Below are 26,192 nucleotides of genomic sequence, written 5' to 3'. Positions count from 1 at the left end.
ACCGCGCGCCGCGCAAATCACGGCTTTCAGTCTTGCCGCGCTGGCGGCTCTTTGGGAGAAGCCGGGCTGTCCGGGGCCGCGTTTTCACCGTCAGCAGCGGCGGCTGTTTCCATTTCGGCCACCAGGCGCGCGTCGGACTTGCGCGGCAGGACGAAGCCCAGAGGGTGGCGCCACATGCGCCGCCAGACGGCGCGGTAGATGCGGTGCCGCTCCACGTTGGAGATGTTGTGCGCCGTCAGCGCCAGGCGAAAGGCGAAATGAAAGCTGAACGCCACGTTCATCAGCCCTGTGAGCAGCGCTCCGGCCACGGCCCACCAGAAAGCGCTCTCGTGCAGCACGGCCGGGCCGAGCCGATGCGCGGCGGCAGCCATCTGGCCCGCCACGAGGGTGACGTGCCGCACTTCAAAGTGGATGCCGAAGAACTGGAGCACGGGCGGCGCCAGCCCCAGCATCAGCCCCAGCGAGATATTGGCGGCATAGCCGGAGATGTGTTCGCGCCAGTAGCAGCCCCAGCGCCGCGCGCGTTCTTTGCCCAGCCAGCGCGTGCTGCGCGGGTTGTAGGCAATGGCCGAATCAAGCTTGTGAAAGACAAACCAGTTTTCCACCCACCCGGCCACCACGCTGGAGGCAAACAGCAGCACGCCCGTGATGGCGGCAAAAAGCGGCGTGGGGCCAAACAGGTGATGGTCGGCGATGACGTGGCGCGCGTGTCCGGCCGTCATCATGCGGGTATCGCCCAGGGCCGCGAATGCCAGGCCCAGCAGCCAGGCCAGCGGGATCACCAGGACGAGATTGCCGGCGATGGCGGCGAATTGCGAGCGCAGCAAAAACATCACCTCGGTCACGAAGCCGTCTATGGCGCCCGGCGCGTTCAGGCTGCGCAGCTTGGCGGCCAGGGCCGGCGCGGTCATTGCGGGCTGCTTGGTGGCAATCGTCCAGTGCAGCAGCATCACCAGCACGAAAGCCAGCGAGTAGTTGATGCCCGCCGCCAGACCGCCCCAGAAGGCCGACAGCCCCAGCGTGTACAGAAACAGCTTGCCCCAGGTGGCCAGCGCCATCACCGCGCCGCCGCCCGCTGCGGCGCGCAGCATCTGGCGGTACTCCTTGCCGTTGCGCGTGATGTAGTGCTCGCCGCCTTCGGCATTGCGCTCGGTCACCTTGGCGGCCAGCAGCTGCGTGTTGCTGCGAATGAGCGCGCGCACGCTGAGCGTGTCGCGGCTGACGCGCACCAGATGCGAGAGCATTTGCGCCGCCGCCAGCACCGGCTCGGCCGTTTCCAGGCACAGCAGCAGGCCCTTGACGCGCAAGATGCGCTGGCGCATTTGCTGAATCTGGAACTCGATGTTCACCGAGATGCCGTGCTCCTGCAAATGCGCGTACACCGTGTTGGCGCTGGCGCGGCAGGCATCCAGATGCTCGCGAAACGCTGCAATGGCCTGCTGCGCGCCGGGCGACAAGCGCCCCTGCGTCTGCACGGCCGTGCGCAGGGCCTCGAACATCGCGGGCAGATCATGAAAGCGCCGCGCCTGGCGCGCCTCCATCGACATGCGGCTGCGAATGCCGGGCGACAGGCCAATGGCGCTGATCTGGCTGACGGCGTAGGTGAGCGCGTCCAGCAGCGCGCGCTCGGCGTAGTCGTATTGCGCGGCGCTGCCGGGGCCAGGCGGCTCCTCGTCAAACAGCAGCTCGCCCATGCGGCGGGCCGTTTCCTTGTCCAGCGCGCGCAGCCAGCGCGCGTCCAGCTCGCCCGGAAACAGCAGGTAGATCAGATCGGCCTGGTCGGTCGAATCGGGCGTGACCGGCAGCAGCTTCTTGCGCAGGCGGCGCGTCAGCTCGCTCAAGAAAGCCGCGCGCGGCGCAAAGCCCAAATCCGCCAGCAGCGGCGTCTCATCCGTGGTGGTGATGAACACCGCCCACCAGCGCCGCCAGCGCTGCCGCCAGTGCGGGCGCACCGCCACCGCGTCCAGCAGCGAACGCACGCGCGTGAGCACGGCCTGCACCTCGTCTTCGCTGGGGTTTTGCCAATCGGCGCTGCCGCGCACCCAGTCCAGCAGGCCAATCAGCCACAAATGCCGCTCCACGCGCGGCGCGTTGGCATCCAGCGCTTCCAGATGCCGCACCAGTTCAAGCTGCGAACGGGCCATTCATCCACCCGCCAATTCATTTTTTGTCATGGGCAACGATGGTAGCGGCGCGACAATGCGCCCCTTTCACTGGCCCTTTCGGCCACGGTTTCACCCGCAGCCTCATCCGCCGCTTCCGCAACCCGCCCTGCTTCGCATGACCGCGCCCCGCCACTTCATCGCCCCTTCCATCCTCTCCGCCGACTTCGCCCGCCTGGGCGAAGAAGTGCGCAACGTGCTGGCCGCCGGCGCCGACTGGATTCACTTCGACGTCATGGACAACCACTACGTGCCCAATCTCACCTTCGGCCCCATGATCTGCGAAGCCCTGCGCCCCCACGCCCGCCTGCCAGACGGCCAAAGCGCCCCCATCGACGTGCATCTGATGGTGCAGCCCGTGGACGCGCTGGCCGCCGCCTTTGCCCGGGCGGGCGCGGCCACCATCAGCTTCCACCCCGAAGCCAGCGCCCACCCGCACCGCAGCGTGCAGGCCATCCGCGCCGCAGGCTGCCGCCCCGGCCTGGCCTTCAACCCCGCCACCCCGCTGGACGTGCTCGACTGGCTGATTGACGACATCGACCTCATCCTCATCATGAGCGTCAATCCCGGCTTTGGCGGCCAGAGCTTCATCGACAGCGCCCTGCGCAAAACCGAACAGGCGCGCCGCCGCATCGAGCAATCAGGCCGCGACATCCGCCTGCAAGTCGATGGCGGCATCAAGCCCGCCAACATCCGCCGCGTGGCCAACGCCGGGGCCGACACCTTCGTGGCTGGCAGCGCCATCTTCGGCCAGAGCGACTACGCCCAAACCATCGCCGCCATGCGCCAGGCACTGGCCTGAAAACCGGCCCAAAGCCTGCCCGTGAGTGCAAAAAGCGCGGCTCCGGGCGGCCTGCGCCTTGCAGCCTGCGCGGCCTTGTTTCGCTCTTTTATTCATAGCATGAGGTCCTAGTGGAATTTGCGCAAGACGGCATTTCTGGTGGCCTGAATTTGCTCCTGTTTTGATATGGCCTGGCAGGCTCCTTCCTGTAGCACGGGCGCGCCAGAGCGGGCCGCCGGAGCCGGAGCTGAAACCTTTGGAGCTGAAACGCGGCAAAGCGCCCGGGGCTGCGCTTTTTGCACTCACGGGCAGGCTTCGAGCCGGTTCTTATTCCTTGCGCCCGTCTTGTGCGAGAGGCCTTGCGGGCAGATTGGCAGGCGGCGGGCATGAAAAAGCGCCCCGGAGGGCGCTGGCGAAGAATGCGGTGGCCGCTCACGCCTTGGCCGTGGCGCTCTCGCTGCCAGGCAGCAGGGGCGTGGAGGCGGCGTTGGGAACACGCATGGTGACGCTGCCCTGATAGCGCGCGCCCGGGTCCACTTGCAGGGTTTCGGCTTCGATGTTGCCCTGAATTTGCGCGGTGGACTGCAAATGCAGGCGGCCTGCGTGAACGTTGCCTTCGAGCCGGCCCAGCACCAGCAGATCGGAGGCATAGACATCGCCTTTGACCAGCCCCGTCTCGCCAATGACGGCGCTGCCCTCGCAACGCAGCGTGCCGTGGATGCGGCCATCGAGCTTGATGGAGTTTTGCGCCGTGAGATCGCCTTCGAGCGTGCACTGCTCGGCAATCACGGTGTCAATCTGCTTGCTGGCGCTGAAAGGCGCGGGGGTGTTTTTGTCTTTGCCGGAACCGAACATGATGCTGCTGCCTTGCTTGGGAGAAAAAAGGAAAGGGCGGGAAAAACAGACTGGGATGAGCGGCTGGAAAAAGGCGGGGCCGCCGCTTCAGGGCACGGCCTCGGAGGCGGGCTTTTCAAGCTGCTTTCTGACGGGCGCGTTGAGCGAGAGGAACTGCTCCGGGTCAATGCGCTGGCCCTTGCTCTGCACCTCGTAATGCAGGTGCGGGCCGGTGGAGCGGCCCGTGGAACCCAGCTGGCCGATGACGCTGCCCGCTTCCACGTGCTGCCCGGCTTTCACGCTGATTTTGGAGAGGTGGGCATAAACAGTGCTGTAGCCGTGCGCATGGTCCACCATCACGACATTGCCGTAGCCGGACTGCACGCCCGCGAAGTGGACCTTGCCTTTGGCCGTGACGCGGATGGGCTGGCCCGTGCTGCCCTTCAGGTCCAGCCCGCCGTGGAATTCGCTGCCTTTTCCCGTGAAAGGGTTGGAGCGGTTGCCGAAACGAGAGCTGATGGGGCCGTTGTGCGGCATGCCCAGCGGCACGGATTGCAGCACTTGCAGCAAGTCGCCCGCGTCTTCCACCGCCGCCTGGCGGCCAGGGGCCTGGCGCACTTCGCGGCTTGAAACGGGGCCGCCCGCCGCCTTGTTGGGCTTGCCCCTGGGCGGCTCGACGGAGACAGGCTTGACGTTCACGCCGCGCGCTTTCAGGTATTCGCGCAGTTCGGCCAGCATGTGCTCGGACTTTTTCAGCTCGGCCAGCTTGGCGTCCACCTCGGCGGCCTTGGCGGCCATTTCGGCGGACTGGGTGTCCCGCGCCTGCTCCAGCTGCTGGCGCAGCGCCTCGATTTCGCGGGCGCGTTCTTCCAGCAACTGCTGATGTTCAACCTGCGCCTGCTGATGGCGCTCGCTTTGCGCCTGCCGCTGGCCCCAGTAGCCCCAGCCGATGGCGGCCAGCGCGCCCAGCAAGGCCACGATGACGGCGCCCAGCCCCATCAGCAGCGGACGCATGGACAGCAGCAGGCGCGTATTGACTTCCACCGAGCGCGTCTGCTCGGGGGTGACGATGAGAACCGTGGAGCGATGAGTCATGGCCTGTAACGTTCAACAATGGATTGCCCACCTTCATGGCAATCCGCAATCAATTCCTGGTCGCAAACGGCCAAGTGTACCTTGTGTGACAAATGGTTTTACTGCACATAAAACCGTGTCAGCGCACATGAAAAGAGCCGGGCGGCCCGCTCTTGCGCGCGCATCTGGGCGCATCTTGCATGCGCATGGAGCCTGCCCGCCGCCTCCGGCATGGTCAGCCGCGCCCTTGCAGCACTGCCTGCGCCGCCTGCGCGAAGCCCGCGCCGCGCTCGCCCTGCGCCACGTAGCGCGGCAAGTGCTCCATGTGCGGCGCAAAGCGCGCCACGTTGGCCACGCCCACGCTGTTGGGAAAGTGCTGGAACATGCGCTGGTCGTTCGTGGAATCGCCCACGTACACCCAGTGCGCCATTTCATCCGCCAGGCGGCGGCCCAGCAGCAGCTGCACGATCCAGTGCGCCCCGGCCAGCTTGTCATGCCCGCCAATCCAGCCATTGATGTGAATGCTGCTGACCGTGGCCGTCAACCCCTCGGCCCGCATCAGCGCGGCGGCCTGCTCAATGGCGGCGGGCGGCAGATGCGTGAACTCGCCGTGGTCAATGGCAATGTCCGTCTCGCGCCCCGCGCTGTCTTGCGCCAGCCGCGCCAGCGGCACTTCGCGCAGCACGCGCGCGGCCACCGCTTGCAGGCGCGCGTAATTGGCCTGGCGGCGCGCGGCATCCGGCTCGAAATACCACTTGCGCAGCGCGCCGCCCTGCCGCGCCAGCGCCACCGCGCCGTTTTCCGCCACGATGGCGCTCAGCGGCCACGTGCGAGCGAACGGCTCGCTCCAGCCCGCCGGGCGGCCCGTGATGGCAATGACCGGCAGCCCCGCCGCCCGCAGCGCCTCAAGCGCAGCCAGCGCATCGGGCGTGATGGCGCCATCGGTCGTCAGCGTGTCGTCAATATCGGTCAGCACGCCCCGCACGTGGCGCCACGCGCCGGGGGGCAGCTGGTTCAGGGCAATCATCATGGGCAAGGGCCAGGCGGCAAAAGGCGCGCAGCATATCGCCAGCGTGTAAATGGGCGCAGATTGCTTCTGAAACAGGAGCGGATTCAAGGCGCTCAAATCAGCTGATGTCCTGGTAGAGACTTGAAAGGTTGCTCTTTTTATAGAAGCAGAAACAGGCCGCCCGGCAGCCCTGGACAGGGAGCGCCGGACGGCCTGCAAAGCAGCCGGGCTGTGCGTCAGAAGCGGGTGCTCAAGCCCACATAGATATTGCGGCCCTTGCCCACGCGCTGGGATGTTTCAGCAACAAAGGCGTTCATGTAGGAAGCATCAAACACGTTCTTGATGCCGAACGTCACTTCCATGTCGCGCCCGAAGGGGCCGCTTGCCCAGGGGCGCGGCTGCCAGCGCGCATCCAGATCGACAACGGTGAACGCCTTGCGCACATACCAGTAGCGCCGGCCTTGCGACACGAAGGATTCCGGGTTCTGCTTGGGCTTGAACCAATGGTTCACATTCAGGCCCAGCAGCAGGCCCGGCGCCGCCTGCCAGTGACCGTGCAGGTTGAGCTTGTCGGCGAAAGCGCCAGGCACGTTGCGCCCCGTGGCGCGGTCGGTCTGGCGGATGCGCGAATAGCCCAGCCCCACATTGCCCCAGGCTTGTTGATATGTGCCTGTCCATTCAAGGCCGTGTCGCTTGACGCTGTCTGTATTCAGATACATGGCATACGACTCGCTTTCCGGCGGCTTTTCATTCGGGCGCACGAGTTCCAGCGAAATCAGGTTCTTGACGCGGCCGCTGAACAGCATCAGCTTGGTTTCCAGTGAATCATTGGCCGCCCACAGTCCGTTTTTCGTCCATGAGAAACCGATTTCCGTTTCGCGCGCGGTTTCAGGTTTCAGCTCGTAATTTGGAAGATACCAATAATGCGGATTCAGCGGCCCGTTGCTATGCGTTTCATGCGGCGTGGGCGCTCGAAAAGCCTCCGCCCAGTTGCCGAGTAGATAAAAGCCGTCCGCCACACGCACGCTAACGCCTACGCGCGGAGAAAAATGTGATTTCTTGGCCGAATACTGATGCTTGGCTACTTTGCGCTCGAAACGGTCATAACGCCCGCCTAGCTGGAGAATCACGCCGCCATTCAGAAACGATGACTCAATGTGGCCATAAACGCCCGTGTCGTTATAGGTATTGGGCATGGAGCCAAAATCACTCAGCTCACCGTCATTGAGCATCATTGCATCTTCATTGCGCTTCTCATAATCAACGCCCAGCAGCAAGCGGTGCTGGATGCGCCCAGTCTCGAAATGGGAGAGATTTTTGACGCGGAATCCGTAGCGCTTGTCTTCATTTTCATATTGGATAGGCAGAAGTTCATAATGCCGATCATAGCTGCCCTTGGAGTGGAATGCTGTGGCCGTCAAATCAACCCACGGATTGGCAATGGGCTTGAATGTGTATTTGGCCACCCAGTCCTGCTGCTTGAGCTTTCCAATGACAGGGCCTGTTCTTTCGCTGTAATTACTGTGCCACAGATTTTGCCAGACGGTAGCCACATCCATTCCGTAATCAAAATAGGAAAGCGAAATTTTCTGCTCCGGCGTGATTTTGAAGCCACCTTGCAGATAGGCCACCGTTGTGTCTTCGTCCGTGGGCACCTTGCGGGCGGGCTGACCGTTGATATGGCCCCAAACACGCGACATTTCCTGATCGCCGCGCCTGCCTTTCTTGCCATAGGCCATGAATTCAAAAGGCTGGTCCTTGGGCGCAAAAGCTCCGGCCAAATAGCCTTCGCGGTAATTGTTGTGCTCATAACGCAACTTGGCGGCAAAACCCCTGTCCTTGCCTTCCGGCACAAAATCTTCGGCGGTTTTCATGCCCATGTCCACCACGCCGCCAATCGCGCCGCCGCCATATTGAATGGATGAAGCGCCTTTAACCACTTCCACGCGCTTGAGCAAATCAGGGTCGGAGCGGAATGAGGAAATATGGTTGGAAAACATGCTCAGCGAGCGCCGCACGCCGTCTTGCATGATGATGATGCGGTTTTCTGACTGGTAGCCAAAGCCGCGAATATGGAAGGACTGTCCCAGGCCTCGCCCGAAGTCATCGCCAATTGAAACGCCGGGCACGCTGCTTAGCGCGTCAATGGGCGTGCTGGCCGCCTCCAGTTGCTGTTCTGTCACGACGGAAACGGAACCGGGATAAGTCTGCAAATCCGTCGCCATGCTGGTGCCCGTGACGGTGACTTCAGGCAGGTTCGGGACTTTTTCTTTGTCTTTTTCCTGCGTCCGCTGCGCCTGCTGCGCCTGCTGCGCAGCAGCCTGGCCCAACAAAAGAAAAATGCCGCAGGCCAAGGCGGAAAAACGCCAGAAAGGAGAATGGAGGGAGCGCATCAGAAATCCACCAATGAAAAAACGGCCCCATGAAACGCAGGGGCCTGACGCGGTTTTCATCGTGGATAGCCGCTCGGCTGGCAGCTTTTTTGACGCAATTGTAAAGAATTGCCTCGCAGCCGGATTGATAAACATCAAACCGATGGGGCCGCGTGAGCGGCAGCACGAAAGCGGCGGATAAATAGCGGCGGATGAATAACGACGGATGAATGGCAGATTTTCGGCGCGGCTATTCCAGATTTTCAGTTTTCAGGCATGGCGCCGACCGAAATGGGCCTTTCAAGGATTGCAACGCCCACGAACGCCCGAGACTGCGCTTTTCCGAGGCGGGCGCTGCAACAGCAAACCGCTGCGCGCATCGCTTTCCGAAGCCGGGTTCTGACGCGGTTTTTGCGGTTGCTGCCGTTTCTGGAATTCCGTCCCATATCCCATCATCGCCCCAAGCCTTGGCGCAAAGAGTGCGAACACGGGTTGCCGCTGTGCCGCATTTCCTGCAGTTTGGGGCCGTGGAAAGAGAAAGAGCGGGCAGTGAGAGGTGCTGCATTGAATAAGCGGCGAGGAGAGGCTTCTATAACTCTTTTATTCATAGCACACTGTCCTAGTGAAATAAGCGCAGAGCAGGTATTCTGACTGCTTAAATTTGCTCCTGTTTTTGAGGCGGCCGGGCAGGCTTTGCTCAGCTGAAAGACTTGCTTGAGCCGTCCGGCCCGCGCCTGGCGGCAATCAGCCGCCCGCTGCGTTTCGCGCTCATGACGGCTTGTTGCCTGGCCATTGCCCGCCGCTGCATCGCTCGATGCCTGCCAGGTCGCGGCGCGATTGCACGCGGGCAAAGCCTGCGGCGGCCAGCAGCGCACGCACGGCGGGGGCCTGGTTGTGGCCGTGCTCCAGCAGCAGCCAGCCGCCGGGGCGCAGATGGGCGCGCGCGGGCGCGGCGCGGGCGATGGCGTGGATGATGGCGCGGATGGCGTCCAGCCCATCCGCGCCGCTGGTCAGGGCCAGGCGCGGCTCGTGCGCCAGCGCGGGCAGGTGGGCGTCGCCCTCGGCGATGTAGGGGGGGTTGCTGACGATGAGGTCAAACGCGGGCGCGTCAGCCACGGCGCGCAGCCAGTCGCCTTGCCGCAGGTTCAGGCGCAGGGCCAGGCGCTGGGCGTTGGCGGCGGCCACGGCCAGGGCGTCAGCGCTGGCGTCGCTGGCCCAGATGTCGGCTTGCGGGCGCTGGCTGGCCAGGGCCAGGGCGATGGCGCCGCTGCCCGTGCCCAGGTCCAGCGCGCGCAAGGGGCGGGAAGGGGTTTGGGCTGGCAGGAGCGAAAGCGCCCAGTCCACCAGTGTTTCGGTGTCGTCACGCGGGTCGAGAACGCGCGCGTCCACTTGCAGCTCTAGTCCGTAGAACGCTTTGCGGCCCGTGAGGTAGGCCACTGGCTCGCCCGCCGCGCGGCGCTGGCACAGGCTGGCGAAGCGGCGGGCCTGCTCTGCGGGCAGTGCGTCACTGTCGTGCGCCAGCAGCCAGGCGCGCTCGTGCGCGGGGCGGCCCAGCGCGTGCAGCAGCAGCATGTGCGCTTCCGGGCGCGGCAGGCCGCTGGCGGCGGCTTGGGCCAGGGCCTGGGCCAGTGTGGCGGGAAGTGGAGTGGGCATGGGCGTGGATGATGCGGTGGGGCGGCCCGCTGTGCTCGCCAGCCGCCGCATGGTTTGCGGAGCGATTGTTCTTGGCCGAACCCGGCGCGGCAATCAGCACGGCATCCAACGCGTGCGCTTGCTCAGGAGGATCAGCCCAAATCAGCCCGTTTCATGGTTTCGATTTTTGCTCTGCACACTGGCTCTGCTTTTGCTCTGCTATTGCCCCTTGGCAAGCAGCAGCACAAGGTTTTGTGACGGCTCGAAGTAGGCATGGCACAGCCATGTTCCATGTGTGAAAAGTCCGTCAAGCTCCGGAGATGTCTGATAGCGCCCTTCAGGGATCAGGCGCTGGATGGCCGGGTGCGTGTCACCCGGCGGCTGTGCATGGGCAAGGCCTTCCAGTTGGCTGATTTTTTCAAGCAATCCAGCGTCTGGCCGGATCACTGCATCTATCCAGTAAAGGGACGGCCCCGGCATGGCCGGATCTCCCATTACCCCGCTCGTCCATTGGATGGATTTTGCGTTTTTCAGCATGGGAAAACGCTTGACGATGGGGTCAAGCTCGTTCCGGATTTTTCCATCGCCAGTTTTTGCCACTTTCATTTCGGCGCTTCCAGGATTGGTTTCCATATTCGTCATGTCACAGCCATGCAACCCCATAAGGCAGAAAGCCATGACCATGCATCTTCTGGTTGTCATCTGTCCGTCCTGTTTTCTTCGCTCCGTTGATATTGCCAGTCAATGGTTTTCTGCCAGTTTTCATTGCTGGAATACGTTTTGCCCGGCAGACCCCGCCCATAATCGAAAAGCTCTGGCCTTCACGGTTGGCGGCTATTTTTCGACCGCTGCGCGGATTATTTTCTGGTTGATATTGGAGGCAATATTGGTACTTTTTGCCATGGCCTTTTCATCATCAAAAAAACTGGGCTTCTCCGGCATTTTCTCTGTCGTGTGAACAAAAATCTAGGGCATCGTCCAAGTTCGGCCTTGTCCGTTTCGCACCATAAAGCATTGCACACCATTTCCAGGCAGGCTGGCAGGCGCTGGCCGGCACCAGATTCAGGATTGCCGGTGATGAGAGACTGATTGCAGGGAATCCACAAAAAGGAGCGAAAAAAAGCCCGTCAAACGGGCCTTGTCGCAGCTTCTACGGGAAAGTTTGCTATGAACCAAGGAGCAAATTCTGCCCCTTGATTTTTCGCCGCCTGCGGGTTCAGAACTTGATGTCCAGCCGCACCCAGAAGGAGCGGCCGGGTTCGTTGATGCGGGTGGTGGAGCCGGCGTTGGGGTTCAGGCCCAGGCCGTTGTAGAACTCGGGCGTTTGCACGGCTTTGGTGAGGTGCTCGGCGTAGGTGCGGTCAAAGATGTTGTCGATGCCGAAGTTCAGCCGGGCGTGCTGGTTGAAACGCCAGTGGCCGTGCACGCCAAAGACGGCAAAGCCGGGGGTGGGAGCGATGTCTACGCCATTGACGTTGCCGTCGCCCACGCTGACGCGGTTTTGCCGCGCGGCGGCGCGCATCACGCCGATGAGCGATGCCTGCTGGGTTTCGTAGCCGGCGCGCAGGCGCAGCTCCAGCGGGGGGATTTGCCCCAGGGGGCGGTGGTCGGTCTGGTTGCGGCCCCAGGTCCAGGCCAGGTCGCCGCCCACTTTGAAGTTGGCGGGCAGCGCGTAGTCGGCGCTGGCTTCAAAGCCGTAGCGCATGGCGCTGATGTTGCGGGCAAAGGAATTGGCCGCCAGGTCGTTGAGGCGCGGGTTGTCCTTGTAGATGAGGATGTAGTCATTGATGCGGTTGATGAAGGCCGAGCCGCTCAGGCGCAAGTTGCCTTCGGTATAGCGGGTGCCCACATCAAGCTGGAGGCTTTTTTCGGGCTTGATGTCGCGGTTGCGGTTGCGTTCCCAGAAGTCGGGGGCGCGCTGGGTGTAGCCCAGGCCCACGTAGTGATGCCAGGGACGCGGGCCGAATTCAAAGCGGGTGAAGGCGGCCGTGAGGTTGTAGCGGTTTTTGCGCTGTTTGGCGTTTGGCCCGTACCAGAAGCCGGGGTAGGTGGTGGCGCGTGTGCGGTCGCGGCGCAGGCCGGCGACCCAGGCGCGGTCTTCGCCCAGGTTCATGCGGTTTTCAAGGAAGACGCCGATGTTGTTGGAGGTTTCACTGCGGCTGCGGGCCAGGTTGGTGTAGGCGCGGCGGGCGCGGTGCTCGTCGGCGTACCAGTCCAGGCCGGCCGTGGTGCGGTTGGCGCCCCAGGCGAGTTCGGCGCTGGCCTTGGCGTTGCGGGTGATGCGGTCCGGATTGCCGCCCGCCAGCAGGCCCCGGAACTGGCGGCCCATGATGATGTCCTGGTGGCTGTAGCCGGTTTCGAAACTGAGCTTTTGCAGCAAGGGGTTGATGTCGCTGATTTCGGCTTTGGCGCCATAGGAGTTGCGGTCGGTCTTGCCCGAGTCCAGTTGCAGGCTGGCGAATTTGGCCTTGCTGCGGTTGGCGTCGGCAAAGAGTTCAAAGCGCAAATGGCGGGTGGGCGTGACGGCCAGGTTGAGCGAGCCGCTCTTGCGCGTGTACCAGGAGCGCACTTCGTTGCCGTCGCCGTCTTTGTAGTCGTCGCTTCTGCCCCGCGTGGCGATGGCACGCAGGGAAACGAGGGGGTTGCCTGCGGCGAAGTCGCCAAAAGCGTCTACATAGCCAAAGCTGCCCAACGACAGGGCGCCGTCGAACTCGGTGCTGAATTTGTCGTACACGCGCGGGTGGCGCACGAACTCCACCGCGCCAGCCACCAGGCCGGGGCCTTTGAGCACGGTTTGCGGGCCTTTGGTGACGACGAGTTCGTCATACGCCTGCGGGTTGATGTAGGAAGTGGGCGTGTCCATGCGGATGCCGCAGCCGCCGTAGAGGAACTGGTCATTGGCGGTGATGGCCAGGCGCGAGCCGCCCAGGCCGCGAAAGACCGGATCGCCCGCCTGCTGGCCCTTGCGCACCACGCCCATGTTGGGAATTTCCTTGAGCAGCGAAGCGCCGTCGGTCATGCGCGGGGCCACGGCGGGAGCGCGCGTGTCCACGCTGACCTGGCCGGCGATGGTCTCCTGCTTGTCCGTGACGAGCACGGCTGGCAGCGCGGGGTCTGCCTTGTCTTTCTTGGGCGCGCTGGAAGCGGATGTTTGCGCGGCGGCGCTGGTGCACAGCGCGGCCAGGGCCAGCGCCGAGGCGGCAGCCAGGGCGTGCGGGTGCGGGATGAAAGGTTTCATGACAGCTCTCATGACAGCTATTGGGCGGAAAAAAGGCCGCCCGTCCCGATGAGGAGGGCAGCCGGAAGAACGAAAGGAAGAAACGAATGGCGTGTGAAACAGCGGGAAATGCGCCTGCTGGCTCAGTGCTCGCTTTTGTCGGCGCTGCCCTTGGGCTTGATCACGGTGATTTGCAGCACCACGGGGTCTTTGCCCGTTTTGGCGAAGTGCAGCTGCCCGGCCGGGTGGGTGAAGATGCTGCCGGGCGGCAGGGTTTTGAGCTTGGCCTCGTCATACGTCTTGCCAAAGCCCAGCTCCAGCGTGCCGCTGATGACGGTCACGAAGAAATAGCCTTCTTTCGGGCCGTGCGGCTCCAGCTTCTTGTTCGGCTCGATGGTGACGCGGATGGTTTTGGTGGTGAATTCGCTGTTGTCGTCCAGCACGGCGCGGCCGTCCTTGAACGCCATTTCATTCGGGGTGAGCGCCACATCCGCCGCTTGCGCGGCTGCGCCAAAAGCCAGCAGAGCCGCCAGGCCGATGGATTGGGCAATGGTCTGAAAAGGTTTCATCTTGCAACTCCTCTATAAGAGATGAGCTGTAAATGGTATTGCAAACCAGATTTCTTCTTGTTGCGTTTCGTCAATGCCAGAAAGCCGATTCGCCGCTTGCGCCCGTGGTTGCTGGATTCGTTGCTATCGAAACAATAGAAACCCTGCCGCCGTATTAACCGTTTGCAAACATGGTTTCAAGGCATGCCGAACCGCCAGGCAGGCCCGCGAATGCGGCGGTACACTCCGCGCCCTTTCAAACCGGCCCTTGTGCATCCAATGTCCCTCATCCCCGCCACCATCCTCACCGGCTTTCTCGGCTCCGGCAAAACCACGCTGCTGCGGCGCGTGCTGACCGAGGCGCACGGGCAAAAAATCGCCGTCATCGAAAACGAGTTTGGCGAGGAGAACATCGACAACGACATTCTGGTGAGCGACGACAAAGAGCAGATCGTTCAGATGAACAACGGCTGCGTGTGCTGCACCATCCGCGAAGACTTGCGCGCCACCCTGGCCGATCTGGCCGCCCGAAAGCGCAGCGGCGCGCTCGACTTCGAGCGCGTGATCATCGAAACCACCGGCCTGGCCGACCCTGGCCCCGTGGCGCAGACTTTTTTCATGGACGACGAAGTGGCCGAGCAATATCTGCTGGACGCCATCGTGACCTTGGTCGATGCCAAGCACGCCATGCAGCAGCTCGATGAGCGCCAGGAAGCGCGCCGCCAGGTGGGCTTTGCCGACCAGATCTTCATCAGCAAGGCCGATCTGGTGTCCGGCGACGAGCTGGCTGCGCTGCAACACCGTCTGGCGCACATGAACCCGCGCGCGGGGCAGCACGTCACGCACTTCGGGCAGGCGCCGCTTAAAAGTGTGCTGGATCTGCGCGGCTTCAACCTGAACACGCGGCTGGACATCGACCCGGACTTTCTCAAGGAAGAAGAGCACGGCCACGTCCATGAACACGGTCACGGCCACCATGACCATGGTCACGAGGGCTGCGACCACGCGCATGGCCACTGCCAGCACGGGCATCACAGCCACCACCACGCGCATGACGACGACGTGAAAAGCTTCGTTTTCCGTACCGAACGCGCTTTTGACCCGGCCCGGCTGGAAGACTTTCTGGGCGCCATCGTCAATATCTACGGCCCCAAGATGCTGCGCTACAAGGGCGTGCTGTGGATGAAGGACGTGCAGCGCAAAGTCATCTTCCAGGGCGTGCACCAGCTCATGGGCAGCGACCTGGGTCCGGCCTGGGCTGAAGGCGAAAAGCGCGTCAGCAAGATGGTGTTCATCGGCATCGACTTGCCGCGCGATATCTTTGAACAAGGGCTGTCGCAATGCCTGGTCTGAACCCGGCTTCGGGGCCAGACACGCTCTATACAATCGCCCGCCTATTTTTTCGCCCGGCCCCTGCGCCAGGCTCCAACCAAGGGAGAAGTGCCTCATGAAAACCACGGCTGGAAAAACTGCTTCCAAGGCCGCCAGCACCCGGCAAACGCCGCCCGCGCAGGCAACGGTCAAGTCCAGGGCCAAAACGTCCTCGGCCCACAAAAAGACATTGCCTCCCCCCGCTGCCAAGCCTGCCGCCGCGGCCCTGATCAAGAAAGATCCGCGCCTGGCCGATAACTGGAAAAACAAGCCCGCTCAAGAGCTGACCGACGCCGAGGTGCTTGCCATGCCCGATGACGAGTACATGAACGAAGCGCAGATGGCCTTTTTCCGCCACAAGCTTGTTGGCTTGAGAAACGGCATCCTGGAAAACGCCGACGAAACCACTGAGCACCTGCGCGAAGACACCATTGTTGTGCCCGATCCGGCCGATCGCGCCACCATCGAGGAAGAACACGCCCTGGAGCTGCGCACACGCGACCGCGAGCGCAAGCTGCTCAAAAAAATCGAGCAGTCCATTGCCCGCATTGACATGGGCGAATACGGTTATTGCGATGAAACCGGCGAGCCTATCGGCGTGGGCCGCCTGTTGGCGCGCCCCACGGCCACGCTCTCACTGGAAGCGCAGCAGCGGCGCGAACTCAAGCAAAAAATGTTTGGCGAGTAAGCGTCCGGCTGGCCGCCCGCCTGCGCCCGTTCGCATAATGCGCCCATGAGCAAGAACACCTCTCCCAGCGGCCTGCTCTCGCGGATGGCCAAGTTCGTCAAGAACTCGGCCACCGGCTGGTCAGACCTGGACCAGCTGGATTCCCGGCAGGATGCGTCCGACACGCGGCAGGCGCTCAAGGACATGATCGAGCGCAAACGCCGCAACGACGCCTCGCGCCGCGACGAGTTCGAAACGCTGCGCAAAATCCGCCGTGGCGAAGTGGCCAAAAACAAGAGCTCCAGTTCAGACGCAGGCCCATCCAGCTACCTGAACAGCGCTCCCCCTGACGCCGTCCGGCCTCACCGCGCCCGCACGCTGGAAAGAAAGATCGACCAGATCGAAGAACAGATGGCGCAGGCCTGGTTCAAGAAACCACGCAACGACGCTGCGCCCGAACCCCAGGCGCCTCCTCCCGAACCCGCGCCCCATGCTCCGCCCGCCGTCGAAAACACGGCTTTCGCCGCCACCGTGCCCATGTCCCATTTGCCGGAAGGCGTGGTCGAAGTGGTTCCGCCTTCAATGGAAGATGAGCACGACACCCTGGTGGATGCCCCCGCCACCAAAGCGGAAGAGCCGCCCACCCATGCTGACGCCCCTCACGAGCACGTTCCGCACGCCACAGGAGAAGACCGCGACGCCTACACCTTCGGCATCATGGGCGACTTCAACGTGGAAGTCTCCGCCGAAATGCCGCAAGACGCGGAGCTGGAAGAAAGCGCCATCCGCTTCGCCAATGGTGACGCCGCCGGAGCCGAAGAAAGCCTGCGCGCGCTGATTGCCGAAGGCGGCCCGCGTCAGGATCATGAAGACACTTGGCTATGCCTGTTCGACCTCTACCGCGCCACGGCGCAGCAAGCCAAATTCGACGAAACCGCCATTGAATTTGCCAGCCGCTTTGGCCGCTCGGCCCCGCAGTGGGGCATGCTCACGCCTGAAAAGCTGGCGCAAATGGCCCGCCATGCCGCCAGTCCGAAAAACGTGCGCGCGGCGCTGGCCCAATGGGCTGCGCCCGCCACGCTCAGCGTGCAATCTATGGCCGCGCTGGCAGGCGCCATCAAGCGCAACACGCCGCCTTGGCGCATCGACTGGCGCTCGCTCAAAAGCATCAACCCTGATGCCCTGCCAGCCCTGACAGAGCAGCTGCACCGCTGGGCCGACAGCGGCGACCGCATCAAATTCCTCGGTACGGAAGCACTGCTGGACATCCTGTCCGAAAAAACCCCCAACGAAGACCGCAACACCGACACGCAGTGGTGGACAGCGCGCCTAGCTCTGCTGCGCCTGATGGGGGAAATGGATGAATTCGACCTTGTGGCGCTCAATTACTGCGTCACCTACGAAGTTTCCCCGCCTGCCTGGCAAGCCCCTCGCTGCCACTATACGGCCATGACGCCCGAAGGCGAAACCATCCTGGCCGAGCTGGGCGGAGAACCTGCCGCAGCCGCGCAGGACACGCACGCCCCGCAAGAAGACGTGCAGCTCATCGAAGGCCACCTGCGCGCCCAGCTCAGCGGCGAAATCCTGGACGACCCCACGGCCATCCTCGCCCCCATCCGCGAGCGCCTCGGCGATGCCCGCTACGTCGAGCTGAACTGCCGCTTCGTGCTGCGCGTGGATTTCGCCGCCGCCGGCATGCTGCTCAACTGGGCGGCCGATCTTCAGGCACAGGAAAAAAAAGTTGCCTTCACCAACCTCAACCGCCTGATCGCCCTGTTTTTTGGCGTGGTCGGCATTTCCGAAGTCGCCCGCGTTTCACCCCGGCAGGACTGAAAACCTGTTTGGTCTCCGCCAGCAAGGCGCAAAAAAGCTGGCCGGAATGGGCGCTTCGCAGGGGGCAGCGTCCTGCATCATTTGCTCCTTGATTCATAGCATAATGTCCTAGTGGAAACTGCGCCAGGCGGCATTTTTCACCCTTCAGATTTGCTCTTCTTTTTGGTGTGATCTGGCGGGCGGAAGCCGTCTGGAACCTGATTGCCCTCTGTCCGGGGTGCGCAAAAGCGCGGACTCGGGCGCTCGTGGGCCTTGCAAATTCTCAGCGGGCTGCAAGCTCCGTCTTCAGTTTGCGCTTTGCTGCCCCATTCCGATTTCTGCGCTTTCGCCTCTCACGGCCGGATGGCGGACAGCATCTGAAGGCGTCGCGCGCTCCTTTGCCTCAACCGGATTCATGCGGCCTGTGGCTCGAATACGCGGGCAATCAGCGCGCCATCGGCCGGGCCGTCCATCGGAATCCACACGCGTAAGGGGCTGCCGCTGGCCACTTGCAGGCTTTGACCTTCGGCGTTTTTCATGGCCGCCAGGCGGCAGGTGCGGTTGCCAGCGGGGTGGATGATTTCGATCAGGTCGCCCACGGCGAAGCGGTTTTTGGTTTCCACTTCGGCCCAGCCGTCCGCACAGGCGCGCACTTCGCCCACGAACTGGCTGCGGGTGGAGGTGGAGTGGCCGGTTTCGTAGTTCTGGTAGCTCTGGATGGGGTGGCGCTCCAGAAAGCCGCTGGTGTAGCCCCGGTTGGCCAGGCCCTCCAGCTCGGTGATGAGGGCGGGGTTGAAGGGGCGGCCCGCCACGGCGTCGTCGATGGCGCGGCGGTACACCTGCGCGGTGCGAGCCACGTAATACAGGCTTTTGGTGCGGCCTTCGATCTTGAGCGAGTCCACGCCAATGCGGCACAGGCGCTCTACCAGTTCAACCGCGCGCAAGTCCTTGCTGTTCATGATGTAGGTGCCGTGCTCGTCTTCCATGATGGGCATGAGCTGGCCGGGGCGGCCTTCTTCTTCGATGAGATAGACCTTGTCGGCTTTGGGATGGCGCTGCTGGCCGGTGGCGCTTGGCATGGCGCCGTCATGCACGGCTTCATTGGCGGCTTTTTCGGCGCGCTCTTGCTCGCTGGCGAAGCTGAAATCCGCCAGGCGCGCGCCTTGCGCCAGGGCTTCGCCGGTGTTGGGGTCCACGTCGGCCTCGTGCGTGGCGTAGTTCCAGCGGCAGGCGTTGGTGCAGGTGCCCTGGTTGGGGTCGCGCCGGTTGAAGTAGCCCGAAAGCAGGCAGCGGCCCGAGTAGGCCATGCACAGCGCGCCGTGCACAAACACTTCCAGCTCCATGCCGGGGCAGGCCTGGCGAATCTGCTCCACTTCTTTCAGGCTGAGTTCGCGCGAGAGGATGATGCGCGCCACGCCCACGCTTTGCCAAAAGCGCACGGCGGCCCAGTTGGTGGTGTTGGCCTGCACGCTCAAATGGATGGGCACGTGCGGCCACTTCTCGCGCACCTGCATGATCAGGCCGGGGTCGGCCATGATGAGCGCGTCCGGCCCCAGCGCAATCACAGGCTCCAGATCGCGCAGGTAGCTGCGCACCTTGTCGTTGTGCGCATAAAGGTTGCTGGTGACAAAGAATTTTTTGCCGCGCGCGTGCGCCTCGGCGATGCCCTGGGCCAGCTGTTCCAGCCGGAATTCGTTGTTGCGCGCGCGCAAGCTGTAGCGCGGCTGGCCGGCATAAACGGCGTCGGCGCCAAAGTCATAGGCGGCGCGCATTTTTTCAAGGCTGCCGGCGGGCAGCAGCAGTTCTGGGTTTTTCATGCGGGGGGATGGTCTGAGGGAGGCGGGACGGCCTCTTCAAAGCTGGCTTGCTATTAAACAGGAAGCAAATTCAGGCAGTCAAAAAATGGGGATTGCGCTTTATCTGCGCCGAGATATTGCTATTGATTAAGAAGCAAAAAGGCAAATAAATTCTGCTTCGTTTGCTCCGCTCATCTGCCGCACAGGCAGCCGTCATCTGCAAAAACAAACCGCCTGCGAGAGGCGGTTGGCATGCAAGCGCGGGCGCTTTGAACAGGTGCTGAACAGGCGCTCAATTGCAGTCGTTGCGCATGACTTCTTCGATGCGCTTGGTTTCAGCGGCGCGCTGTTCGGGGCTCATGAAGGAGCGCCCGCCTTTTCCGTCTGATTGCATGATGCGCTGGCCTGAATCCAGCAGGGCTTTGGCCGAGATGGCGCGCTTGCAGTTTTCGGCCTTCTGGGCGGCCAGCCGGTCGGCTTCCGCCTTCTTCTTGGCGGCTTCTTCGGCTTCGGCTTTTTTCAGCTTTTCCTGTAGCGCCTTGTCTTGCGCTGCTGGCGCAGCGGCCTGAGGTGTGGATGCCTGGGGCGCAGCGGCTGGGGCGGCCGTGCTATCGGCGGCGCTGCTTTCGGCTTCGTCCGTCGCCGGGGCGGGCGCAGCGGGGCGGGCGGCGGGCTGCTTGAGTATGTTTTTCTGCGGCGTGCCGGGCGGCGGCGGCTGGTCGCTGAAAACGCGGCGGCCGCTGCCGTCAATCCACTGGTATTGGGCATGGGCCGGAAGGCTGGCTGCCAAGGCAAGGGCAGCGAAGGAGGCGGCGGCAAGGGCGCGGACGGTGAGTTTCATGGGGCTGCAAGGCTCTGGGTCAATGAAGGCGCTTATTGTGCGTCGCGCCTGGCCGCGCGCCAATGCCCGTTTAGCGGGGCAAATGTGCCGTAATGCGCAGAAACGGGTTGAATCTGGCGGCATGCGCGTGCTGCATGCGTGTGCTTGGAGGCCGCAAGTAGAATTCATTTTTTGCGGAGCCATACCCCATGCGCCTGATCGGCAATGCGCTCACCTTCGACGATGTGTTGTTGGTGCCAGCTTTCTCCCAGGTCCTGCCCAAGGACGCCAATCTCTCCACCCAGCTCACCCGCAACATCCGCCTGAATCTGCCGCTGCTGTCCGCCGCGATGGATACGGTGACGGAAGCGCGCCTGGCCATTGCCATGGCGCAAGAAGGCGGCATGGGCATCGTTCACAAAAACCTCACGGCGCAGGAGCAAGCCGCGCAGGTGGCCAAAGTCAAGCGCCATGAATCGGGCGTGCTGCGCGATCCGGTGGTCATCACGCCCGAGCACACCGTGCGGCAAGTCAGCGATCTGTCGCACGAGCTGGGCGTGAGCGGCTTTCCGGTGGTGGACCACGGCAAGGTCGTGGGCATCGTCACCGGGCGCGATTTGCGCTTTGAAACCCGCTACGACATGCCCGTGCGCGAAATCATGACGCCGCGCGAGCGCCTCATCACCGTGCGCGCAGGCGCCACGCTGGAAGAGGCCAAGCAGCTGCTCAACAAGCACCGCCTGGAACGCCTGCTGGTGGTCAATGACGCCTTTGAACTCAAGGGCCTGATCACCGTCAAGGACATCACCAAGCAAACCACCTTCCCCAATGCCGCGCGCGATGCTTCAGGCCGCCTGCGCGTGGGCGCCGCCGTGGGCGTGGGCGCAGGCACCGAAGAGCGCGTGGAAGCGCTGGTCAAAGCCGGCGTGGACGCCATCGTGGTCGATACCGCCCACGGCCACAGCAAGGGCGTGATCGAGCGCGTGCGCTGGGTCAAGAACAACTGGCCGCAAGTCGATGTGATTGGCGGCAACATCGCCACCGGCGCCGCCGCCCGCGCGCTGGCCGAGGCGGGCGCGGATGGCGTGAAAGTCGGCATCGGCCCGGGCAGCATCTGCACCACGCGCGTGATTGCGGGCGTGGGCGTGCCGCAAATCACGGCCATCGACAGCGTGGCCACGGCGCTCAAAGGCACGGGCGTGCCCCTCATCGCCGATGGCGGCGTGCGCTACAGCGGCGACATCGCCAAGGCCCTGGCCGCCGGCGCGCATGCCGTGATGATGGGCGGCGTGTTTGCCGGCACCGAAGAAGCGCCCGGCGAAATCGTGCTCTTTCAGGGCCGCAGCTACAAAAGCTACCGGGGCATGGGCAGCATTGGCGCCATGCAGCAAGGCAGCGCCGACCGCTACTTTCAGGAAAGCAGCACCGGCAACCCTAACGCCGACAAGCTCGTGCCCGAAGGCATTGAAGGCCGCGTGCCCTACAAAGGCAGCGTGGTCGCCATCATTTACCAAATGGCCGGCGGCCTGCGCGCCAGCATGGGCTACTGCGGCTGCGCCACCATTGAGGAAATGCGCGAAAAGGCCGAATTCGTGCAAATCACCGCCGCCGGCATTCGCGAATCGCACGTGCATGACGTGCAAATCACCAAGGAAGCGCCGAATTACCGCGCTGAATAATCCGCAGGGAAAATATTCATTCAAGGCCGGGAATGTGAATTTCCCGGCCTTGGTTTTTCTGGCTCATTCCAAACCATAAACCCGGCAAATTCCCAAAAGAGATGAAAACCAAACCAAGCTCCATGATCCGTATTGGCATTTTTTACGACGGCACCTTTTTCTGGCGCATCAGCAACCATTACAAACACCGCCACGAGCGCAGCAGCTACCTTTCGATAGACGGACTGCACGACTTCATTCGCGCGCGCGTGGCCAGGCTGGAAACGGACGGCAACGCCGACCTTTGCAGAATCACCGAAGCACACTTTTTCAGGGGCCGCTTTTCGCTCAAATCCGTGCAGGCCATGAAAGACCCGGTCAAGCAACTGGAAGTGGACCGCTTTCAGGACCAGATCCTGATGCACTCCAGCATCGTGGCGCACTATCACCCCATGAACGAGGCGCTGGATCCGCCCGAAGAAAAAGGCATCGACGTCTGGATGGCGCTGGAAGCCTATGACCTGGCCGCGCACAAGAACCTGGATGTGGTGGTGCTCGTCTCGGGCGATTCGGACTTCGTGCCGCTCATTCGCAAGCTCAACGGCCTGGGCACGCGCGTGATGGTGGTGGCCGTGAACCTGGAAGGCTCCGCCAAGACCTCGCAAAAGCTCATGGACGAGGCGTCCTACACCCTCATGCTCTCCGAAGAAATCGACGTGCAAACTGATCCCAGGGTGGAAGGGCTGTTCCGCTGACTTGCGGCGCGCAAGAGCTTGCTCAAAGTCCGTCCGTGGGCGCGAAAAGCGCTGCTTCGGGCGCTTCGAATCAATGCAGAAAAAGAGAGCGAATTAAGCTGCCCGAAAATAGGCGTCTGCGCTCATTCCACTAGGACCTGATGCTATGGATACAAGAGCGAATTCGACCCTGTCATTTTCTTCTGCCAGCCCTTGGTTCTTTGCCTCCCGGCCCCTGTTCAGCGTCTGGCCATGAGCAGGGCAGGGGGCTGCCGCCGGTGTGCTAGAGTCCGCCGCCTATGACTTTCAGCCGCGCTTTCTGGTTTTGGTTCTGGTTTTCTCTGTCCCCGGCGGACGAGAGGCAGGCCTGTTGCTGAAAGCGCGCCGCAAAGCTTCCCGATCACATTCACCCGAAACCGCCGGAGCCTCACAAGCCCGGCGGTTTTTTCATGTCCATTTCATCCATTCATGTCTTGCAAGGAGAACCACGATGCCCCGCAATGCCCCGTCCTGGCGTTTGCCCTACGAGAAAACCGGCCCGACTGACGACGAACGCATCAAGGACATTGCCATGCTGCCCCCGCCCGAACACCTGATCCGCTTTTTCCCCATCAACGGCACGCACGCCGAAACCCTGGTGGCCGCCACGCGCGAGCGCACGCGCCGCATCATGCAGGGCGCGGATGACCGGCTGCTCGTGGTCATCGGCCCCTGCTCCATTCACGACCCCGCCGCCGCGCTGGACTACGCCCGCCGCCTCCAGCCGCTGCGCGAGCGCCACGCTGGCGCGCTGGAAATCGTGATGCGCGTGTACTTTGAAAAGCCGCGCACCACCGTCGGCTGGAAAGGGCTGATCAACGACCCGTATCTGGACGAGAGCTGCCGCATCGACGAGGGCCTGCGCATTGCGCGCCAGCTGCTGCTGGACATCAACCGCCTGGGCATGCCCGCCGCCAGCGAGTTCCTGGACGTGATTTCGCCGCAATACATTGGCGATCTCATCAGCTGGGGCGCCATTGGCGCGCGCACCACCGAAAGCCAGGTGCACCGCGAGCTGGCCAGCGGCCTTTCGGCGCCCATCGGCTTCAAAAACGGCACTGACGGCAACGTGAAAATCGCCATCGACGCCGTGCAGGCCGCCTCGCGCGGACACCACTTTCTCTCCGTAGGCAAGAGTGGGCAGGTCGCCATCGTGCACACCCAGGGCAACCCCGACTGCCACCTCATCCTGCGCGGCGGCAAGCAGCCCAACTACGACGACGCCAGCGTGCAGGCCGCCTGCCAGCAGCTGGCCGCCGCCGGCCTGCCCGAAACGCTCATGGTCGATTGCAGCCACGCCAACAGCAGCAAGCAGTACGAAAAACAGCTGGATGTGGCGCACGACCTGGCCCGCCAAATCAGCGCAGGCTCGCGCCGCATCAGCGGCGTGATGCTGGAAAGCAACCTGCGCGCCGGCGCGCAGAAATTCACTCCCGGCCAGGACGACCCCGCCACCCTCGAATACGGCCAGAGCATCACCGACGCCTGCCTGGGCTGGGACGATTCCGAGGCGCTCATCAACGTGCTGGCCGAAGCCGTGCAGGCGCGGCGCGCGCGGGCCTGAGGGCTTTGTTTGCGGCCGCTGTCCGTGAGGTTTGAAAAGTGCAGCCCCGGACGCGCACGGAAGCTGCTGCGGCAAGACGGCTCAAAAGATGGCCGCTACGCTGCACTCTGGCGCGCCCAGCAAAGCGTCAGGCAGTGGCGGGCATGGCCCGCTGGATGGCCTCGATTCGCTCCTGTATCCATAGCATGAGGTCCTACAGGAATGTGCGCGAGGCAGGTTTAAAGCCCACCTGAATTTGCTCCTGTTTTTGTCGCTGTCTGGCTGGTGAAATCTGCTCCCGGCCCCGCTTGCAGCCAGCGGCGCATGGCCTGTCCGGCCACGTGGCCGCTGGCCAGGCAGGCGGTGAGCAGGTAGCCGCCGGTGGGCGCTTCCCAGTCCAGCATTTCGCCCGCGCAGAAAAGGCCCGGCCAGCGGCGCAGCATGAGGCCGTCTGTCAGGTGCTCCAGCCGCACGCCGCCAGCGGTGCTGATGGCTTCCTGCACGGGGCGGGGGGCGGTCAGGCGCACGGGCAGGGCCTTGATGGCGGCGGCCAGCCCGGCGGCTTCGCTTTCGCTGCCCGTCCGCAGGGCGGCGCGGGGCAGCAGCTCGTGCAGCAAGGCGGTTTTGATGGCGTCCAGCCGGAGTTTTTTGCGCAGGTGGCTGGCCAGGCTCTGGCTGCCGCGCGGCGCGAGCAGGGCGGCCTGCACCTGGGCGGCGCTGCGGGCGGGCAGCAGATCCAGCCAGAAGACGGCGTGGCCGTGGGCGGCGATGGTTTCGCGCAGCAGGGCGCTGGCGGCGTAGATGAGGCTGCCTTCCACGCCGGCGGCAGTGACCACGAATTCACCCTGGCGCTCAAACAGCGCCGCGCCTTGCGGGCCTGCGCCGGGGGCCGTGACGCGCAGGGCCACGGATTTGAGCGGCTGGCCCGCAAAGCGCTGCGCGAAATAGGGCGACCAGCCGGAGCCGCCGGGGCCTGCCGCGTCAAATCCGCAGTTGGCCGGGCGCAGGGGGGCGATGAGATCCGCCACGCCGGGCGCGGCCAGCCAGCGTGTCCACGCGCCGTCCGATCCCAGGCGCGGCCAGCTCGCGCCGCCCAGCGCCAGCAGGCCCGCGCTGGCTTGCACGCAGCGCGCGCCGTCAGGCGTTTCAAGGCGGAAGATGACGCCTGCGCCCGCCTGGCCAGGCGCTTCCGGCGCGGCGGGCCGCGCGCCCACGCAGCGGTGGCGCATGTGCAGGCGCACGGGCGCGCCGCCGCTGGCGGGCTGGCGCAGGCGGCGCAGCCAGGCGCGCAGCAGGGGGGCGGCTTTCATCTCTTGCGGAAAAACGCGGCCCGATGTGCCTACGAAGGTGGCCACGCCCAGCGCCGCCGCCCACTCGCGCACGGCCTGCGGGCCAAAGGCTTGCAGCCAGGCGGCTGCTTCGGCCTGCCGCGCGCCGTAGCGGCGGATGAAGGCGGGCAGCGGCTCGCTGTGCGTGAGGTTCAGCCCGCCTTTGCCCGCCAGCAGGAATTTGCGGCCAGCGGAGGGCATGGCGTCAAACACGTCCACAGGCACGCCCGCCTGCGACAGCACTTGCGCCGCCATCAGCCCCGCCGGGCCGGCGCCGATGATGGCGGCGGTCACGCGGGCGGCGGGCGCGGCGGTGTCAGGCGCGCCGGTCATGGGCGGTTTTCACTTTCATGGCGATGGCGAGGGGGCTGCGGGCGAGTGGTTTTTCATCAGAAAAAGGAGCAAATTTGGAGGGCTTCCAAACGGCGTTTGCGCAGATTCCACTAGGACCTCGTGCTATTGGTTTGGTAGCAGATTCAAGCCTTTTACCCTTCCTTTTCCGGGCCTGCGCGGGCGCACTGGCTTGCGGGCGCTTCAGGCTTTCGCTTTTGGCTTTCTCTGGCCGCTTTTCCCCTGCGGGAGAAGCTCAGGAAAAGGGGGGACAGCCTCTTTGGAACAGTGCTGGCGCCGCGCATGGCGTGCTCTTGCGGCCAGATTTTGAACAGGCTCTCGAAAACAGAAGCAGATTCAATGGCCTGAAAACGGCTCCAGCGCCCATTCCACCGGGACTTCATGCTACGAATCAAGGAGCAAGATAAACGCTTTTTCAGGTGGTGCGGCTCTGGCCAGCCAGAG

Annotated in this window: 22 protein-coding genes; 9 read left to right on the top strand and 13 right to left on the bottom strand. The window is 63.7% G+C overall.

All coding sequences use genetic code 11. The features are described 5' to 3' along the window. Positions 1-26: 26 nt before the first annotated feature. On the bottom strand, positions 27-2,144 hold the full coding sequence (locus QB898_RS04810; RefSeq protein WP_279524023.1) for a site-specific recombinase: 2,118 nt from the start codon (positions 2,142-2,144) through the stop codon (positions 27-29). Between the two features lie 136 nt (positions 2,145-2,280). On the opposite strand from QB898_RS04810, the gene rpe reads away from it, so the two are divergent. Then, a complete protein-coding gene (gene rpe / locus QB898_RS04805) occupies positions 2,281-2,964 on the top strand; it encodes a ribulose-phosphate 3-epimerase (RefSeq protein WP_279524022.1) in 684 nt (227 codons plus the stop codon). A gap of 411 nt (positions 2,965-3,375) precedes the next feature. Here rpe and QB898_RS04800 read toward each other — a convergent pair whose 3' ends face one another. The 4 genes from QB898_RS04800 to QB898_RS04785 all read right to left on the bottom strand — a co-directional run bounded on the left by QB898_RS04800 (position 3,376) and on the right by QB898_RS04785 (position 8,085). Next, entirely contained in the window at positions 3,376-3,798 is a 423-nt protein-coding gene (locus QB898_RS04800; RefSeq protein ID WP_050714947.1) for a bactofilin family protein, read from the bottom strand. 87 nt (positions 3,799-3,885) lie between these two features. Beyond that, a complete protein-coding gene (locus tag QB898_RS04795; protein WP_102283757.1) occupies positions 3,886-4,872 on the bottom strand; it encodes a M23 family metallopeptidase in 987 nt (328 codons plus the stop codon). 214 nt (positions 4,873-5,086) lie between these two features. Next, entirely contained in the window at positions 5,087-5,878 is a 792-nt protein-coding gene (locus QB898_RS04790) for an HAD-IIB family hydrolase (RefSeq protein ID WP_050716397.1), read from the bottom strand. A 218-nt stretch (positions 5,879-6,096) separates the two neighbouring features. Further along, positions 6,097-8,085 (bottom strand): TonB-dependent receptor domain-containing protein, encoded by a 1,989-nt coding sequence (locus tag QB898_RS04785; protein ID WP_279524077.1) that lies wholly within the window; start codon positions 8,083-8,085, stop codon positions 6,097-6,099. Here QB898_RS04785 and QB898_RS04780 point away from each other — a divergent pair. After that, entirely contained in the window at positions 8,084-8,434 is a 351-nt protein-coding gene (locus tag QB898_RS04780; RefSeq protein ID WP_279524080.1) for a hypothetical protein, read from the top strand. The genes QB898_RS04785 and QB898_RS04780 overlap by 2 nt on opposite strands. A 566-nt stretch (positions 8,435-9,000) precedes the next feature. On the opposite strand, the gene prmC is transcribed toward QB898_RS04780, so the two are convergent. Beyond that, entirely contained in the window at positions 9,001-9,885 is an 885-nt protein-coding gene (gene prmC / locus QB898_RS04775) for a peptide chain release factor N(5)-glutamine methyltransferase (protein ID WP_279524021.1), read from the bottom strand. Between the two features lie 198 nt (positions 9,886-10,083). Further along, entirely contained in the window at positions 10,084-10,506 is a 423-nt protein-coding gene (locus QB898_RS04770; protein WP_279524020.1) for a hypothetical protein, read from the bottom strand. 34 nt (positions 10,507-10,540) lie between these two features. On the opposite strand from QB898_RS04770, the gene QB898_RS04765 reads away from it, so the two are divergent. Beyond that, on the top strand, positions 10,541-10,822 hold the full coding sequence (locus QB898_RS04765) for a hypothetical protein (RefSeq protein ID WP_279524019.1): 282 nt from the start codon (positions 10,541-10,543) through the stop codon (positions 10,820-10,822). A gap of 258 nt (positions 10,823-11,080) precedes the next feature. Here QB898_RS04765 and QB898_RS04760 read toward each other — a convergent pair whose 3' ends face one another. Continuing rightward, on the bottom strand, positions 11,081-13,102 hold the full coding sequence (locus QB898_RS04760) for a TonB-dependent receptor domain-containing protein (RefSeq protein WP_279524018.1): 2,022 nt from the start codon (positions 13,100-13,102) through the stop codon (positions 11,081-11,083). 122 nt (positions 13,103-13,224) lie between these two features. Beyond that, on the bottom strand, positions 13,225-13,650 hold the full coding sequence (locus QB898_RS04755) for a cupin domain-containing protein (protein ID WP_050714941.1): 426 nt from the start codon (positions 13,648-13,650) through the stop codon (positions 13,225-13,227). A 258-nt stretch (positions 13,651-13,908) separates the two neighbouring features. Between QB898_RS04755 and QB898_RS04750 the strand changes: the two genes are divergently transcribed. The 3 genes from QB898_RS04750 (at position 13,909) to QB898_RS04740 (ending at position 17,500) form a co-directional block, all read left to right on the top strand. Continuing rightward, the gene (locus QB898_RS04750; RefSeq protein WP_279524017.1) at positions 13,909-14,982 is read left to right on the top strand and encodes a CobW family GTP-binding protein; all 1,074 of its coding nucleotides are present in this window, start codon (positions 13,909-13,911) and stop codon (positions 14,980-14,982) included. Positions 14,983-15,076: 94 nt separating this feature from the next. Further along, positions 15,077-15,688 (top strand): RNA polymerase-binding protein DksA, encoded by a 612-nt coding sequence (gene dksA, locus QB898_RS04745; protein WP_279524016.1) that lies wholly within the window; start codon positions 15,077-15,079, stop codon positions 15,686-15,688. Between the two features lie 45 nt (positions 15,689-15,733). Further along, positions 15,734-17,500, top strand: a complete 1,767-nt coding sequence (locus tag QB898_RS04740; RefSeq protein WP_279524015.1) for an STAS domain-containing protein — start codon at positions 15,734-15,736, stop codon at positions 17,498-17,500. A gap of 392 nt (positions 17,501-17,892) precedes the next feature. Here the strand turns inward: QB898_RS04740 and trhP are convergent, their stop codons facing one another. Both trhP and QB898_RS04730 read right to left on the bottom strand, forming a co-directional pair. Beyond that, positions 17,893-19,296: a prephenate-dependent tRNA uridine(34) hydroxylase TrhP gene (trhP, locus tag QB898_RS04735; protein WP_279524014.1), complete on the bottom strand. Its 1,404-nt coding sequence runs from the start codon at positions 19,294-19,296 to the stop codon at positions 17,893-17,895. A gap of 271 nt (positions 19,297-19,567) precedes the next feature. After that, entirely contained in the window at positions 19,568-20,116 is a 549-nt protein-coding gene (locus tag QB898_RS04730; RefSeq protein ID WP_279524013.1) for a DUF4124 domain-containing protein, read from the bottom strand. 188 nt (positions 20,117-20,304) lie between these two features. Between QB898_RS04730 and guaB the strand changes: the two genes are divergently transcribed. The 3 genes from guaB (at position 20,305) to QB898_RS04715 (ending at position 24,090) form a co-directional block, all read left to right on the top strand. Beyond that, entirely contained in the window at positions 20,305-21,774 is a 1,470-nt protein-coding gene (gene guaB / locus QB898_RS04725; RefSeq protein WP_279524012.1) for an IMP dehydrogenase, read from the top strand. A 101-nt stretch (positions 21,775-21,875) separates the two neighbouring features. Beyond that, positions 21,876-22,508, top strand: a complete 633-nt coding sequence (locus QB898_RS04720) for an NYN domain-containing protein (RefSeq protein WP_279524011.1) — start codon at positions 21,876-21,878, stop codon at positions 22,506-22,508. A gap of 469 nt (positions 22,509-22,977) precedes the next feature. Beyond that, on the top strand, positions 22,978-24,090 hold the full coding sequence (locus QB898_RS04715; RefSeq protein WP_279524010.1) for a 3-deoxy-7-phosphoheptulonate synthase: 1,113 nt from the start codon (positions 22,978-22,980) through the stop codon (positions 24,088-24,090). A gap of 218 nt (positions 24,091-24,308) precedes the next feature. Here QB898_RS04715 and QB898_RS04710 read toward each other — a convergent pair whose 3' ends face one another. Continuing rightward, entirely contained in the window at positions 24,309-25,730 is a 1,422-nt protein-coding gene (locus tag QB898_RS04710) for a TIGR03862 family flavoprotein (protein ID WP_279524009.1), read from the bottom strand. 152 nt (positions 25,731-25,882) lie between these two features. Then, on the bottom strand, positions 25,883-26,192 hold a 310-nt coding region (locus QB898_RS04705; protein ID WP_279524008.1), incomplete at its 5' end, for a hypothetical protein.

Origin of the sequence: Ottowia cancrivicina, assembly GCF_029813755.1 — a bacterium.
In the GTDB taxonomy this organism is placed as follows: domain Bacteria; phylum Pseudomonadota; class Gammaproteobacteria; order Burkholderiales; family Burkholderiaceae_C; genus Ottowia; species Ottowia massiliensis.
Note: the sequence above shows the minus strand (reverse complement) of the source record. Positions and strands in the feature narration are given on the sequence as shown.

Coding starts and splice junctions, on each gene's coding strand:
- QB898_RS04810 (WP_279524023.1), bottom strand. CDS start 2,144: ATGGCCCGTTCGCAGCTTGAACTGGTGCGGCATCTGGAAGCGCTGGAT.
- rpe (WP_279524022.1), top strand. CDS start 2,281: ATGACCGCGCCCCGCCACTTCATCGCCCCTTCCATCCTCTCCGCCGAC.
- QB898_RS04800 (WP_050714947.1), bottom strand. CDS start 3,798: ATGTTCGGTTCCGGCAAAGACAAAAACACCCCCGCGCCTTTCAGCGCC.
- QB898_RS04795 (WP_102283757.1), bottom strand. CDS start 4,872: ATGACTCATCGCTCCACGGTTCTCATCGTCACCCCCGAGCAGACGCGC.
- QB898_RS04790 (WP_050716397.1), bottom strand. CDS start 5,878: ATGATTGCCCTGAACCAGCTGCCCCCCGGCGCGTGGCGCCACGTGCGG.
- QB898_RS04780 (WP_279524080.1), top strand. CDS start 8,084: ATGCTGGTGCCCGTGACGGTGACTTCAGGCAGGTTCGGGACTTTTTCT.
- QB898_RS04785 (WP_279524077.1), bottom strand. CDS start 8,085: ATGGCGACGGATTTGCAGACTTATCCCGGTTCCGTTTCCGTCGTGACA.
- prmC (WP_279524021.1), bottom strand. CDS start 9,885: ATGCCCACTCCACTTCCCGCCACACTGGCCCAGGCCCTGGCCCAAGCC.
- QB898_RS04770 (WP_279524020.1), bottom strand. CDS start 10,506: ATGACGAATATGGAAACCAATCCTGGAAGCGCCGAAATGAAAGTGGCA.
- QB898_RS04765 (WP_279524019.1), top strand. CDS start 10,541: ATGACCATGCATCTTCTGGTTGTCATCTGTCCGTCCTGTTTTCTTCGC.
- QB898_RS04760 (WP_279524018.1), bottom strand. CDS start 13,102: ATGAAACCTTTCATCCCGCACCCGCACGCCCTGGCTGCCGCCTCGGCG.
- QB898_RS04755 (WP_050714941.1), bottom strand. CDS start 13,650: ATGAAACCTTTTCAGACCATTGCCCAATCCATCGGCCTGGCGGCTCTG.
- QB898_RS04750 (WP_279524017.1), top strand. CDS start 13,909: ATGTCCCTCATCCCCGCCACCATCCTCACCGGCTTTCTCGGCTCCGGC.
- dksA (WP_279524016.1), top strand. CDS start 15,077: ATGAAAACCACGGCTGGAAAAACTGCTTCCAAGGCCGCCAGCACCCGG.
- QB898_RS04740 (WP_279524015.1), top strand. CDS start 15,734: ATGAGCAAGAACACCTCTCCCAGCGGCCTGCTCTCGCGGATGGCCAAG.
- trhP (WP_279524014.1), bottom strand. CDS start 19,296: ATGAAAAACCCAGAACTGCTGCTGCCCGCCGGCAGCCTTGAAAAAATG.
- QB898_RS04730 (WP_279524013.1), bottom strand. CDS start 20,116: ATGAAACTCACCGTCCGCGCCCTTGCCGCCGCCTCCTTCGCTGCCCTT.
- guaB (WP_279524012.1), top strand. CDS start 20,305: ATGCGCCTGATCGGCAATGCGCTCACCTTCGACGATGTGTTGTTGGTG.
- QB898_RS04720 (WP_279524011.1), top strand. CDS start 21,876: ATGAAAACCAAACCAAGCTCCATGATCCGTATTGGCATTTTTTACGAC.
- QB898_RS04715 (WP_279524010.1), top strand. CDS start 22,978: ATGCCCCGCAATGCCCCGTCCTGGCGTTTGCCCTACGAGAAAACCGGC.
- QB898_RS04710 (WP_279524009.1), bottom strand. CDS start 25,730: ATGACCGGCGCGCCTGACACCGCCGCGCCCGCCGCCCGCGTGACCGCC.